The 13,436-nt window shown below is 53.1% G+C and carries 11 protein-coding genes and 2 tRNA genes; 2 read left to right on the forward strand and 11 right to left on the reverse strand.

Annotation, left to right across the window (positions count from 1 at the left end; genetic code table 11):
* Positions 1-43: 43 nt before the first annotated feature.
* From infB to rlmE, 10 genes are all read right to left on the reverse strand, one after another.
* Positions 44-2,737 carry a translation initiation factor IF-2 gene (gene infB, locus IAI47_RS17025; RefSeq protein WP_003851068.1) on the reverse strand — a complete coding sequence of 898 codons (2,694 nt, stop codon included), beginning with the start codon at positions 2,735-2,737 and terminating at the stop codon, positions 44-46.
* 17 nt (positions 2,738-2,754) lie between these two features.
* A complete protein-coding gene (gene nusA, locus IAI47_RS17030; protein ID WP_003851070.1) occupies positions 2,755-4,242 on the reverse strand; it encodes a transcription termination factor NusA in 1,488 nt (495 codons plus the stop codon).
* Positions 4,243-4,266: 24 nt separating this feature from the next.
* Entirely contained in the window at positions 4,267-4,719 is a 453-nt protein-coding gene (gene rimP / locus IAI47_RS17035; protein WP_010251795.1) for a ribosome maturation factor RimP, read from the reverse strand.
* Between the two features lie 211 nt (positions 4,720-4,930).
* Positions 4,931-5,007, reverse strand: a tRNA-Met gene (locus tag IAI47_RS17040).
* A gap of 59 nt (positions 5,008-5,066) precedes the next feature.
* A tRNA-Leu gene (locus tag IAI47_RS17045) sits at positions 5,067-5,153 on the reverse strand.
* A gap of 37 nt (positions 5,154-5,190) precedes the next feature.
* Positions 5,191-5,529 carry a preprotein translocase subunit SecG gene (gene secG, locus IAI47_RS17050; RefSeq protein WP_003851074.1) on the reverse strand — a complete coding sequence of 113 codons (339 nt, stop codon included), beginning with the start codon at positions 5,527-5,529 and terminating at the stop codon, positions 5,191-5,193.
* A gap of 216 nt (positions 5,530-5,745) precedes the next feature.
* A complete protein-coding gene (gene glmM / locus IAI47_RS17055; protein WP_003851080.1) occupies positions 5,746-7,080 on the reverse strand; it encodes a phosphoglucosamine mutase in 1,335 nt (444 codons plus the stop codon).
* On the reverse strand, positions 7,077-7,916 hold the full coding sequence (folP, locus tag IAI47_RS17060; protein WP_008925421.1) for a dihydropteroate synthase: 840 nt from the start codon (positions 7,914-7,916) through the stop codon (positions 7,077-7,079). The genes glmM and folP overlap by 4 nt, the downstream gene beginning before the upstream one ends.
* A 79-nt stretch (positions 7,917-7,995) precedes the next feature.
* The gene (gene ftsH / locus IAI47_RS17065; RefSeq protein ID WP_033743100.1) at positions 7,996-9,921 is read right to left on the reverse strand and encodes an ATP-dependent zinc metalloprotease FtsH; all 1,926 of its coding nucleotides are present in this window, start codon (positions 9,919-9,921) and stop codon (positions 7,996-7,998) included.
* Positions 9,922-10,034: 113 nt separating this feature from the next.
* On the reverse strand, positions 10,035-10,664 hold the full coding sequence (gene rlmE / locus IAI47_RS17070) for a 23S rRNA (uridine(2552)-2'-O)-methyltransferase RlmE (protein ID WP_008925419.1): 630 nt from the start codon (positions 10,662-10,664) through the stop codon (positions 10,035-10,037).
* Positions 10,665-10,791: 127 nt separating this feature from the next.
* On the opposite strand from rlmE, the gene yhbY reads away from it, so the two are divergent.
* Positions 10,792-11,085: a ribosome assembly RNA-binding protein YhbY gene (gene yhbY / locus IAI47_RS17075; RefSeq protein WP_008925418.1), complete on the forward strand. Its 294-nt coding sequence runs from the start codon at positions 10,792-10,794 to the stop codon at positions 11,083-11,085.
* Positions 11,086-11,191: 106 nt separating this feature from the next.
* On the opposite strand, the gene greA is transcribed toward yhbY, so the two are convergent.
* A complete protein-coding gene (gene greA, locus IAI47_RS17080) occupies positions 11,192-11,668 on the reverse strand; it encodes a transcription elongation factor GreA (protein ID WP_003851087.1) in 477 nt (158 codons plus the stop codon).
* 248 nt (positions 11,669-11,916) lie between these two features.
* Here greA and dacB point away from each other — a divergent pair, with 248 nt between their 5' ends.
* Positions 11,917-13,350 carry a serine-type D-Ala-D-Ala carboxypeptidase gene (dacB, locus tag IAI47_RS17085; protein WP_033743117.1) on the forward strand — a complete coding sequence of 478 codons (1,434 nt, stop codon included), beginning with the start codon at positions 11,917-11,919 and terminating at the stop codon, positions 13,348-13,350.
* The last annotated feature ends 86 nt before the right edge of the window (positions 13,351-13,436 follow it).

Consider the following 13,436-nt stretch of genomic DNA (forward strand, 5'->3'; position numbering starts at 1 on the left):
GGGAGGCCAGAGGCCTCCCAAATTGCAACACATCAGCAGTCTATTACTCGATGGTGCGTTTAATTTCGATGATTTCAAACACTTCGATCATATCGCCAACGCGAACGTCGTTGTAGTTCTTCACGCCGATACCGCACTCCATGCCGTTACGCACTTCGTTGACGTCATCTTTAAAGCGACGCAGAGATTCCAGCTCGCCTTCGTAAATCACCACGTTGTCACGCAGGACACGGATTGGATTGTGACGTTTGATGTTACCTTCCGTCACCATACAACCGGCAATGGCGCCAAACTTCGGTGATTTGAATACGTCGCGGACCGCAGCCAGACCAATGATCTGCTGTTTGTACTCTGGTGCCAGCATACCGCTCATCGCCGCTTTAACTTCGTCAATCAGGTTATAGATGACAGAGTAGTAGCGCAGATCCAGGCTTTCTGCGTCAATGACGCGACGCGCAGAGGCATCGGCACGAACGTTGAAGCCAAGCAGAATGGCGTTAGAAGCAGCCGCCAGGGTCGCATCGGTTTCGGTAATCCCGCCGACGCCTGAACCCACAATCTTCACCTTCACTTCATCGGTGGAGAGTTTCTGCAGAGAATCAGAGATGGCTTCGACAGAACCCTGAACGTCAGCTTTCAGAACGATGTTCAGTTCAGATACTTCGCCTTCGGTCATGTTAGCAAACATGTTCTCGAGCTTAGATTTCTGCTGGCGAGCCAGTTTAACTTCGCGGAATTTGCCCTGACGATAGAGTGCAACTTCGCGTGCTTTCTTCTCGTCACGTACCACAGTCGCTTCATCACCCGCAGCCGGCACACCGGACAGGCCCAGAATCTCAACCGGGATAGACGGACCCGCTTCCATGACTTCGCGACCCAGCTCGTCACGCATTGCACGAACACGGCCATATTCGAAACCACAAAGAACGATGTCGCCTTTGTTCAGCGTACCTTCACGTACCAGCACGGTGGCAACCGGACCACGACCTTTGTCGAGGAACGATTCAATCACCACGCCGCTCGCCATACCTTCACGGATAGCGGTCAGTTCCAGGACTTCCGCCTGCAGCAGGATAGCGTTTAACAGATCATCAATGCCGGTACCCGCTTTCGCAGAGACATTCACGAACATGTTTTCGCCGCCCCACTCTTCCGGAATGATACCGTACTGGGTCAGTTCGTTTTTAACACGATCCGGATCCGCTTCTGGCTTATCGCACTTGTTCACGGCAACCACAACCGGCACTTTCGCGGCTTTGGCGTGCTGAATAGCTTCAACAGTCTGTGGCATTACGCCATCGTCTGCTGCAACCACCAGGATAACGATGTCGGTAGCCTGCGCACCACGTGCACGCATCGCGGTAAACGCGGCGTGGCCCGGGGTATCCAGGAAGGTGACCATACCGTTGTCAGTTTCAACGTGGTAAGCACCGATGTGCTGTGTAATGCCGCCCGCTTCGCCAGAGGCGATTTTAGTGGAGCGGATATAGTCCAGCAGAGACGTTTTACCGTGGTCGACGTGGCCCATGATGGTGACAACCGGCGCACGAGACTCCTGCGCAGCATCGGTATCACGATCGTCCATTACCGCTTCTTCCAGCTCGTTTTCACGACGCAGGGTCACTTTGTGGCCCATCTCTTCGGCAACGAGTTGTGCAGTTTCCTGATCGATCACCTGGTTGATAGTCGCCATTGCGCCCATCTTCATCATCGCTTTGATGACCAGAGAACCTTTCACTGCCATTTTATTAGCCAGTTCGGCTACGGTAATGGTTTCGCCAATCACAACATCACGGTTAACAGCCTGCGCTGGCTTGTTGAAGCCCTGCTGCAGTGCGCTAGGTTTGCGATGCTTGCCGCCTTTACCACCACGAACCTGCGCACGCGCTTCTTCACGGTCAGTTTTGGCTTCAGAGTGTTTGTTGCCTTTTTTCGCCGGACGCGCAGCTTTAGCAGTCGTCCGCGCACGCGCACGACCTGCTTCAACCTGACGGTCGTTTTCATCTTCCGCCTGACGGGCATGGGTAGAAGTGGTGACGTGATAGTCGCCTTTATCCTCTTCTTCCGGTTTTTCCCATTCAGCTGATTTCTCTTCAGCCAGACGGCGGGCTTCTTCGGCTACGAGGCGGGCAGCCTCTTCCAGCTTACGGCGCGCTTCTTCTTCAGCTTTACGCTTCAGTTCAGCAGCTTCTGCTTCGCGACGGGCTTTGTCTGATTGCGCAGCCTTTGTCACTTCGTCGGTAGGTTGATTTGTCACTTTGTCATTTTCCGCTGCTGCACGTTTGGCCTTATCAGCGGCTTCGCGCCTTGCTTTGTCTTCGGCTTCACGTTGCGCTTTCTGTTCAGCTTCGCGACGGGCTTTTTCTTCAGCCTCGCGTTGCGCCTGCTCTTCCGCTTCACGCTGCGCCTCGGCTTCAGCTTCTGCCTGAGCTTGCTCAGACTCTGCATCACCTTTCACATAGGTACGCTTTTTGCGGACTTCAATTTGCACCGACTTACTTTTACCCCCGGTGCCTGGAATATTCAAGGTGCTGCGCGTTTTACGCTGCAATGTCAGCTTAGCTGAACCGACCTGACCGTGTTCACGGTTCAGATGAGATAGTAAGGTTTCTTTCTCTTGCTGGCTCACCGCGTCATTTTCAGACTTAGGGATACCCGCATCAGCAAATTGCTGTACCAGGCGATCGACCGGAGTCTGAATTTCTGCGGCCAGCGATTTTACGGTTACATCTGTCATGCTGTTCCTTCCTGTTATTACGCGTCATCGCCGAACCAGCAGATATTACGTGCGGCCATAATCAGCGCGCCGGCTTGTTCATCAGACAGGCCTTCAATATCCGTCAGATCGTCAACACCTTGCTCAGCGAGATCTTCCAGCGTGCAAACGCCTTTCGACGCCAGGCGGAACGCCAGCGCACGATCGAGGCCTTCAAGATTCAGAAGATCCTCAGCGGGCTCCTGATTTCCAAGACTCTCTTCTTTCGCCAGTGCCAGGGTGGTTAACGCATTTTTTGCTCGTTCACGCAGGGCTTCAATGGTCTCTTCGTCGAGGCCGTCGACTTCCAGCAGCTCGTTGATTGGCACGTATGCCAGCTCTTCCAGCGAGGAGAAGCCCTCTTCCACCAGTACGGTGGCGAACTCTTCGTCGATGTCGAGATGTTTAGTGAACATATCGATCGCTGCATGTGCTTCAGCCTGATGCTTAGCCTGCAGATCATCGACGGTCATCACGTTCAGCTCCCAGCCACTCAGCTGCGAAGCGAGACGCACGTTTTGGCCGTTACGGCCGATCGCCTGAGCCAGATTGCCAGCTTCTACGGCGATATCCATGGTGTGATTATCTTCATCAACCACGATTGACGCCACATCGGCCGGAGCCATGGCGTTGATAACAAACTGTGCCGGGTTATCGTCCCACAGCACGATATCAATACGCTCGCCACCCAGTTCACTGGAAACTGCCTGAACACGCGCGCCGCGCATGCCCACACAGGCACCGACCGGATCGATACGTTTGTCGTTGGTTTTGACTGCAATTTTAGCGCGCGAACCCGGATCACGGGCGGCTGCTTTAATTTCAATCAGTTCTTCGCCAATTTCTGGCACCTCGATCCGGAACAGTTCAATCAGCATTTCGGGTTTGGAACGCGTGACGAACAGCTGCGCGCCACGCGCTTCCGGACGTACAGAGTAGAGTACGCCACGAATACGATCGCCTGGGCGGAAGTTTTCACGCGGCAGCATATCTTCGCGCAGAATGACCGCTTCGGCATTGCTGCCTAAATCGAGGGAAATGTTGTCGCGGTTAACTTTTTTCACCACACCGGTGATGATTTCGCCTTCCTGCTCACGGAACTGATCAACCACCATTGCGCGCTCAGCTTCGCGCACTTTTTGCACGATAACCTGCTTAGCAGTCTGGGTGGTGATACGGTCAAAGGTGACCGATTCAATCTGATCTTCGACATATTCGCCCAGATTGAATGCTTCATCTTCGAAGCGGGCCGCATCCAGCGTGATCTCGCGCGTCGGCTGTGTTACCTCTTCAACGATTTCCCAGCGGCGGAAAGTATCGAAATCGCCACTGCGGCGATCAATGCTGACGCGTACCTCAATTTCCTGCTCGTACTTTTTCTTGGTCGCAGTCGCCAGCGCGCTCTCCAGCGCTTCGAAGATTTTCTCACGCGGCAGGGCTTTTTCGTTAGAAACGGCTTCTACAACAGCTAAGATCTCTTTGTTCATCCTGGTTAGCCTCAATCCGGACTTTTAAAAGTGGGGGACCAGGTTCGCTTTCTGAATATTACTCAGCGCGAACACTTCATCGCTACCCTCAACGTGCACCGTGATCATCTCGCCATCAACTGACTTGATGGTTCCCTGCCATTTACGGCGGTTCTGAACGGCCATACGCAACACCAAGCTCACTTCTTCACCCATAAAGCGGGTGTAGTGTTCAGCGGTGAACAGAGGACGATCGAGTCCCGGTGAAGAGACTTCAAGGTTGTAAGGAACAGTAATAGGATCTTCAACATCCATTACCGCACTTACCTGGTGGCTGACATCGGCGCAATCATCGACATTGATGCCATCTTCACTATCAATATAGATGCGCAGGATAGATGTGCGACTACGAACGAATTCAATTCCAACCAGTTCGTAACCCAGCGCTTCTACGGGAGCCGATACCAACTCTGTCAATTTTTGCTCTAATGTGGACAAGCCCACCCCCAAGACATAAAAAAAGGGCCTATAGCCCAGTATTACGATTCGCTAATAACAAAAAACCCCGAATATTCGGGGCTTTTAATCACTGGACCCTGTATGCCGCAATGCGGCCCGGACTCCATCCAAAGAATTTTCTTTCAAAAAATAGCCGTGAATGCGTCCGTCGATGCATACAGTATATTTGAAAAAGAACTCAAAGGGAAAGTGGTTGCGGGGGCCGGATTTGAACCGACGACCTTCGGGTTATGAGCCCGACGAGCTACCAGGCTGCTCCACCCCGCGTCCGAAAACGTGGCGAATAATACGCCAGACCTGCAAAAAATGCAAGTGATACTACGATTTGGTACCGAGGACGGGACTTGAACCCGTAAGCCCAATCGGGCACTACCACCTCAAGGTAGCGTGTCTACCAATTCCACCACCACGGCACTGCACTGACCACAACGATTCGTTGTGCTGACGACCTTACTTAGGAATATCGCTGCCCGGTGTAACCGGTTGAGCTGGCTTTTCAGTCTGTTGAGAAGACTGCGCCGGCGCAGAAAGATTTTCCCACTCACTTCCTTTTGACGCTTTATTGCTGTTCAGATTACCCAGAACCAGGCTGATGATGAAGAACAATGCCGCTAAAATGCCAGTAGTACGGGTCATGAAATTACCTGAACCCGACGAACCAAACACTGTACCGGATGCGCCTGCACCGAATGAGGCTCCCATATCAGCGCCTTTGCCTTGCTGCAGCATGATCATACCCACGAGGGCGATAGCTACAATAAGGAAAACAACTAAAAGAGCTTCGTACATATTCAACCTGTTCCTTGCACGATAATCGTACAGTTAAAGCTTCACCAGTATTGATGGGGAGTCTCGTCATCACCCATCAGAAGCGGGTGTGAATACTAACCAAAGGCGCATATCTCTGCAAGTGCAATTTTTACCACCCGAACTGATTGCAGAAAAAAGCGCCATCCCGGTGATTTTACAGGCAGTTCCACACTCTGCAGACTGCCTGTTACTGTTTTAAACGGCCTTGACCTGATCGGCGATGCGATTCGCCAGTTCGGTGACCTGTGCTTCATTTTCGCCTTCGACCATCACACGAATCAATGGCTCGGTGCCGGACTTACGCAGCAGAACACGTCCGCGACCTGCCAGCGCTTTTTCCACTTCCGCGGTCACGGTTTTGACGGCATCGCTTTGCAGCGGATCATGTTCACCTGAAAAGCGCACGTTGACCAGAACCTGCGGCAGCATTTTCATACCACTGCAGAGATCGTGCAGGCTCATGTGGTTGCGCACCATTGCAGTAAGTACTTGCAAACTTGCAACGATACCGTCGCCGGTCGTGGTTTTATCGAGCAGGATCACATGACCGGAGTTCTCAGCACCGAGACGCCAGCCCTTCTCCTGCATCTTCTCCAGCACATAACGGTCACCCACTTTGGCGCGGGTAAACGGAATGCCAAGCTGCTTCAGCGCTAACTCCAGTCCCATGTTACTCATCAGCGTACCCACTACACCGCCGCGTAACTGTCCCTGGCGCAATGCTTCACGTGCAATGATATAGAGGATCTGGTCACCATCCACTTTGTCGCCCAGATGGTCAATCATCATGATACGGTCGCCGTCGCCGTCGTAGGCCAGACCAATATCAGCTTTCTCGGCCAGCACACGCTGCTGCAGCAGTTTGAGATCGGTGGCACCGCACTCTTTATTAATGTTCATGCCATCTGGCTGGACACCAATAGCAATGACGGTCGCACCCAGTTCACGCAATACATTCGGCGCGATGTGGTAGGTGGCACCATTGGCACAGTCGACCACAATCTTCAGGCCATTCAGATTCAGTTCGCTGGGGAATGTCCCTTTGCAAAACTCAATGTAACGCCCTGCGGCATCCACGATGCGGCTGGCACGGCCTAACTGCGCTGATTCAACACAGGTAATCGGCTTTTCCATCTCCAGCTCAATCGCTTCTTCAACGTCATCAGGCAATTTGGTGCCTTCGGAGGAAAAGAACTTAATCCCGTTGTCGTCAAACGGGTTGTGCGACGCCGAAATCACAATGCCCGCCTCTGCGCGGAAGGTGCGGGTCAGATAGGCGATGGCGGGCGTCGGCATTGGGCCGGTGAACGCCGCTGTCAGGCCTGCCGCAGCGAGGCCTGCTTCCAGCGCGGACTCCAGCATGTAGCCAGAGATACGGGTATCTTTACCAATAATGATCTTCTTAGAACCATGGCGCGCCAGCACTTTACCTGCGGCCCAGCCGAGCTTCAGGACAAAATCGGGGGTAATGGGGGTTTCACCGACTTTGCCGCGAATGCCGTCTGTACCGAAATATTTACGATTACTCATGATACTCCTTTTGCTCTTCGGGTCGCTTCGACCACGCGCATCGCTTCGGCCGTCTCTTTTACGTCATGCGCGCGAATAATCTGCGCGCCCTGCATGGCAGCAATCACCGCGCAGCTCAGGCTGCCGGTTAAACGCTGTGATGGGCCGACATTTAACAGCTGACCAATCATTGATTTACGCGACATCCCAACCAGCAGCGGCAGACCGAAGTGGTGAAAATCGCCCAGATGAGCCAGCAGTTCATAATTGTGGCTGAGATTTTTACCGAAACCGAAGCCCGGGTCGAGTATCAGCCGCTTTTTTTTAATTCCCGCCGCTTCACAGCGTGCAATCTGCTGAGCGAAGTAAGTGTCCACTTCGCTTAAGATGTTTTCGTAAACCGGTGCCTGCTGCATGGTGCGCGGCTCGCCCTGCATATGCATTAAACAGACGGGAAGTCCGGTAGCGGCTGCAGCATCGAGCGCGCCTGGTTCAGAGAGTGAACGAACGTCATTAATGATGTGAGCACCCACTCGCGCAGCTTCCCGGATAACCTCGGCTTTAGAGGTGTCTACCGAAATCCAGACTTCAAAACGCTGGGCGATGGCTTCGACCACCGGAATCACCCGCTCCAGCTCTTCCTCCACACTCACTTCATCAGCGCCAGGACGGGTTGATTCACCGCCCACATCGATAATGGTGGCGCCTGCATTAACCATCTCATTGGTATGCGTCAGCGCATCAACCAGCGCGTTATGTTTACCACCATCTGAAAAGGAGTCCGGCGTGACATTCAGAATGCCCATCACATGCGGGAAAGATAAATCGAGATGGGAATCACGGGCAAACAACTTCATGGTGAAAACTCCTTGCTGATCAATATCTGGATGTAAAAAACCCCGGACCAGCCGGGGTTTTGTCTGACGATGTTGCGTCTTATTTGTTGTACTGCTCTGACATGGTATTGCCTGGGTTTGGCGTACGCGGTTCATCAACCGGACGTGGCGCCTTTGGCGTACCGTTGCTATCTGAGTTGCTGCCTGGATCTTCCCAGCCTGCTGGCGGACGCACTTCGCGGCGTGCCATCAGGTCGTCGATCTGCGGTGCATCAATGGTTTCATACTTCATCAGCGCGTCTTTCATCGCGTGAAGGATGTCCATGTTCTCACCCAGAATGCGGCGAGCACGCTGGTAGTTGCTGTCGATCAGGTGTTTGACTTCCTGGTCGATGATGCGGGCAGTTTCATCAGACATGTGTTTCGCTTTCGCGACAGAACGTCCAAGGAACACTTCACCCTCTTCTTCTGCATACAGCAACGGACCCAGTTTTTCAGAGAAGCCCCACTGCGTCACCATGTTACGTGCCAGGTTAGTCGCGACTTTGATGTCGTTAGACGCACCGGTAGAAACACGTTCTGCACCGTAGATGATCTCTTCTGCCAGACGACCGCCGTAAAGCGTTGAAATCTGGCTTTCCAGTTTCTGACGGCTGGCGCTGATCGCGTCGCCTTCAGGCAGGAAGAAGGTCACACCCAGCGCACGACCGCGCGGGATAATCGTAACTTTATGGACCGGATCATGCTCTGGTACCAGGCGACCAATAATCGCGTGGCCGGCTTCGTGGTAAGCCGTTGACTCTTTCTGCGATTCCGTCATCACCATGGAGCGACGTTCCGCACCCATCATGATTTTATCTTTCGCTTTCTCGAACTCAACCATCGACACCACACGCTTGTTTGAACGGGCGGCGAACAGCGCTGCTTCGTTGACAAGGTTGGCCAGATCGGCACCGGAGAAGCCTGGGGTACCACGTGCAATGATCGCTGCATCAATATCGGTAGCCAGTGGCACACGACGCATATGCACTTTCAGGATCTGCTCACGACCGCGTACATCGGGCAGGCCTACAACAACCTGACGGTCAAAGCGGCCCGGACGCAGCAGCGCAGGGTCCAGTACGTCAGGACGGTTAGTCGCGGCGATAACGATAATACCTTCGTTACCTTCGAAACCATCCATCTCAACCAGCATCTGGTTCAGCGTCTGCTCACGTTCATCATGACCACCGCCTAAACCGGCGCCACGCTGACGACCAACGGCATCGATTTCATCGATGAAGATGATGCACGGTGCCGCTTTCTTAGCCTGTTCGAACATGTCGCGCACACGGGATGCACCAACACCGACAAACATTTCCACAAAGTCAGAACCGGAGATAGTGAAGAAAGGCACCTTCGCTTCGCCAGCAATCGCTTTGGCGAGCAAGGTTTTACCGGTACCCGGTGGCCCCACCATCAGAACGCCTTTTGGAATTTTACCGCCCAGCTTCTGGAAACGGCTCGGCTCACGCAGATATTCCACCAGCTCAGCCACTTCATCTTTCGCTTCGTCACAACCTGCGACGTCAGCGAAAGTGGTTTTAATCTGGTCTTCCGTCAACATGCGGGCTTTACTTTTGCCGAAGGACATCGCGCCCTTTCCGCCACCGCCCTGCATCTGACGCATAAAGAAGATCCACACACCGATCAGCAGCAGCATCGGGAACCACGAAATGAAGATTGAAGCCAGCAGGCTTGGTTCTTCCGGCGGTTCGCCAACCACTTTGACGTTTTTGGTCAAGAGGTTATCGAGCAACTTAGGATCATTGACAGGAATGTAGGTGGTATATTTATTGCTGTCTTTTTTGACAACGTTAATTTCACGCCCGTTAATGCGTGCCTCGCGGACCTGATCCTGGTTCACTTCCGACAGGAAGGTTGAATAATCAACCCGACGGCCATTCGACTCGCTGGGCCCAAAGCTCTGGAATACTGACATCAGCACGACCGCGATGACTAACCAGAGAATCAGGTTTTTCGCCATGTCACTCAAGGGATTAACCTCATATTACATCGGTGTTAACAGATAGCGTAGGGTACTATAGTTCCTGCATACATGGAATCGCAGCAACGCTGCGGACTTCTCCAGCAATTTGGTTATAGTTTGCGCCCAGTCGCCACAATGTACACTTCACGTGAACGAGAACGTGAAGCGTCCGGCTTACGAATTTTTACTTTCGTAAACAGGGAGCGAATTTCCCGCAGGTATTCATCGAAGCCATCTCCCTGAAACACTTTCACTACAAAACTGCCGCCAGGTGCCAGGATATCCCGACACATCTCCAGCGCCAGCTCCACTAAATACATCGACCGGGGAATATCTACGGCAGGTGTACCACTCATATTCGGCGCCATGTCGGACATGACAACCTGAACTTTCTGATCGCCAACGCGCTCGAGCAGCGCATTGATCACCGATTCTTCACGAAAATCGCCCTGAAGGAAATCGACACCGACTATTGGATCCATTGGCAGGATATCACAGGCAATGACGCGCCCTTTGTTCCCGATTTGCTGTACCACATATTGCGACCAGCCACCGGGTGCGGCACCCAGATCTACCACGGTCATACCGGGTTTGAACAGCTTGTCACCCTGTTGTATTTCATCAAGTTTAAACCAGGCGCGCGAGCGCAACCCTTTTTTATGCGCCTGGAGCACATATTTATCGCTAAAGTGTTCCTGAAGCCAGCGGCCGGAGCTGGCTGAACGCTTTTTACCCGTCATATTATTTCCAACTAAATCGTCATCGTAGCGATAAACCTGCACGCAATGGGTTGCGTCGATTTGGTGATATACCCGAGATGGCGGTAGAATGAACCGTTTTCAATCCCTGAGTAAGTAAAAAACTACGATGAATCTAAGTACCAAACAAAAACAGCACCTCAAGGGCCTCGCCCATCCACTCAAGCCAGTGGTTATGCTGGGTGGCAACGGCCTGACTGAAGGCGTGCTGGCCGAAATCGAGCAGGCTCTGGCGCATCACGAACTGATCAAGGTAAAAATCGCCTCAGAAGATCGTGAAACGAAACAGCTGATCGTTGAGGCTATCGTGCGTGAGACCGGTGCCAGCAACGTACAGGTGATCGGCAAAACGCTGGTGCTGTATCGCCCCTCTAAAGAGAGCAAAATTTCTCTGCCACGTTAAGTGGGCAAAGAAAGTGACATGCTCTTACCTCAGATAAAAGGCCGCGATGCGGCCTTTTTCTTTTCTTTACATTGTGCTTTAACGCTTTTCAAAGCGTAGCAACATCTTAAAGGTATTCCACCTTCAGGATTTCGTACTCAACGTCGCCGCCTGGGGTTTTAACAATAGCCACATCATCGGCCTCTTTTCCCACCAGGCCACGCGCCATTGGCGAATTGACCGAAATCAGATTTTGCTTAAAGTCCGCTTCGTCATCGCCCACGATACGATAAGTCGACTCTTCGTCGGTCTCGACATTCAGTACGGTCACCGTTGCGCCGAAAATTACGCGGCCAGTTTTAGGCATCTGGGTGACGTCGATCACCTGCGCATTGGAGAGTTTGGCTTCAATCTCCTGAATACGCCCTTCACAAAAACCCTGCTCTTCACGCGCAGCATGGTATTCCGCGTTCTCTTTTAAATCGCCGTGTTCGCGTGCGTCAGCGATAGAGGCGATAATGCGCGGGCGCTTCACGGTTTTCAGCTCGTTCAGCTCTTCGCGCAATCTTTCAGCGCCTCTTAACGTCATCGGAATCTGATTCATTTAAGCTCCTCGCCCTCTTTCCTGTTAACGATGTCATCCTGACCGGTGACTGCAGAAAAAAGCGTTCTGCGGCACATTAGCCCGTTTTTGCAAATAAAAGAATCCTGACCCGGAGATGCTTCCAGGCCAGAAAAGAGTTTTGCAATTTGATACGTATTTTACCCCAGAGTTCACTGCGGGTCATCGTTTACTTTGCACCGTCCGGCAACGTAGTATTGACGCCCTCACCTGCCAGTTACCGCGAGATTATGCGATTTTCACGACTTGTTACCGGATTAAGCTGTGCATTTATGCTGCAGGCACACGCAGCGCCAGTTGATGAATACATGCAGTACCTGCCAGACGGTGCCAATCTGGCGCTGATGGTCCAGAAAGTGGGTGCTTCAACACCGATCATTGATTATCACGGAAAACAGATGGCCCTGCCCGCCAGTACCATGAAAGTGGTGACGGCGCTGGCGGCATTACTGGAACTGGGTGGCGATTTCCGTTTTCAGACCACTTTTGAGACTCGCGGCGCCATTATAGATGGCACCCTGAACGGCGATTTAGTCGCACGTTTCGGCGGTGATCCCACTTTAACCCGTCAGGATCTGCGCAACATGGTCGCGGCGATTAAGAAGCAGGGTATTAACCATATCAAAGGCAATCTGGTTATCGACACGTCCGTGTTTGCCAGTCACGACATGGCGCCGGGCTGGCCGTGGAACGATATGACTCAGTGCTTCAGCGCCCCGCCGGGTGCAGCGATTGTTGATAAGAACTGTTTCTCGGTGTCGCTCTACAGCGCGAATACGCCGGGTGAAAATGCCTTTGTTCGCATCGCCTCCTATTATCCGGCGCATATGTACAGCCAGGTCCGCACCATCGGCCGCAACAGCGGCGAAGGGCAATATTGTGAACTGGATGTGGTGCCGGGCGAGCTGAACCGCTACACGCTGACTGGCTGTATGCGTCAGCGTGCCGAACCGCTGCCGCTGGCCTTTGCCGTGCAGGATGGTGCGGCCTGGGCTGGCGAGATTCTCAAGGCGGAACTGCGGTCGTCAGAGATTGATTATAGCGGGCATCTGGTGCGTCAGACGCAGGTCACGGAGCCAGGCACCGTACTGGCATCGACCCAGTCCGCGCCGCTGCATACGCTGCTGCACACCATGCTGAAGAAGTCAGACAACATGATTGCCGACACGGTGTTCCGCACTATTGGTCATCACTACTTCAACGTACCAGGAACCTTCCGTGCCGGGCAGGATGCGGTTCGTCGTATCCTGAAAGCGAAAGCCAACGTCGATATGGGCAACAGCATCCAGGTCGATGGTTCCGGCCTGTCGCGCCACGACCTGATTTCGCCGCAAACCATGATGCAGGTGTTGCAGTTCATTGCGAAGAATGACAACACGCTGGATTATATTTCGATGCTGCCGCTGGCTGGCTATGATGGCACGCTGCAATATCGGGGCGGACTGCATGAAGCAGGACTGGATGGCAAAGTCTCGGCGAAAACCGGTTCACTGCAGGGCGTCTATAACCTGGCGGGCTTTATCACTACCTCAAGTGGCGCGCGGGTGGCGTTCGTTCAGTTCCTTTCCGGGTATGCGGTACCGCCGGAAGATCAACGTACCCGTCGTATTCCCCTGGTGCGTTTCGAGAGCCGACTCTACCGCGATATCAATCAGAACAACTGATTACGCAGTAATAAAAACGCAGCAGGTGATCAACCTGCTGCGTTTTTTTATGGCTGAACGCTTCAGAAGCAGATATCAGCGTCGCC

Origin of the sequence: Pantoea sp. MT58, assembly GCF_014495885.1 — a bacterium.
GTDB lineage: Bacteria > Pseudomonadota > Gammaproteobacteria > Enterobacterales > Enterobacteriaceae > Pantoea > Pantoea eucalypti.

Bases quoted from the DNA above. Each gene is read 5' to 3' on its own strand.
- nusA (WP_003851070.1), bottom strand. From the start codon at position 4,242: ATGAACAAAGAGATCTTAGCTGTTGTAGAAGCCGTTTCTAACGAAAAA.
- ftsH (WP_033743100.1), bottom strand. From the start codon at position 9,921: ATGGCGAAAAACCTGATTCTCTGGTTAGTCATCGCGGTCGTGCTGATG.
- infB (WP_003851068.1), bottom strand. From the start codon at position 2,737: ATGACAGATGTAACCGTAAAATCGCTGGCCGCAGAAATTCAGACTCCG.
- yhbY (WP_008925418.1), top strand. From the start codon at position 10,792: ATGAATCTAAGTACCAAACAAAAACAGCACCTCAAGGGCCTCGCCCAT.
- glmM (WP_003851080.1), bottom strand. From the start codon at position 7,080: ATGAGTAATCGTAAATATTTCGGTACAGACGGCATTCGCGGCAAAGTC.
- secG (WP_003851074.1), bottom strand. From the start codon at position 5,529: ATGTACGAAGCTCTTTTAGTTGTTTTCCTTATTGTAGCTATCGCCCTC.
- greA (WP_003851087.1), bottom strand. From the start codon at position 11,668: ATGAATCAGATTCCGATGACGTTAAGAGGCGCTGAAAGATTGCGCGAA.
- rlmE (WP_008925419.1), bottom strand. From the start codon at position 10,664: ATGACGGGTAAAAAGCGTTCAGCCAGCTCCGGCCGCTGGCTTCAGGAA.
- dacB (WP_033743117.1), top strand. From the start codon at position 11,917: ATGCGATTTTCACGACTTGTTACCGGATTAAGCTGTGCATTTATGCTG.
- folP (WP_008925421.1), bottom strand. From the start codon at position 7,916: ATGAAGTTGTTTGCCCGTGATTCCCATCTCGATTTATCTTTCCCGCAT.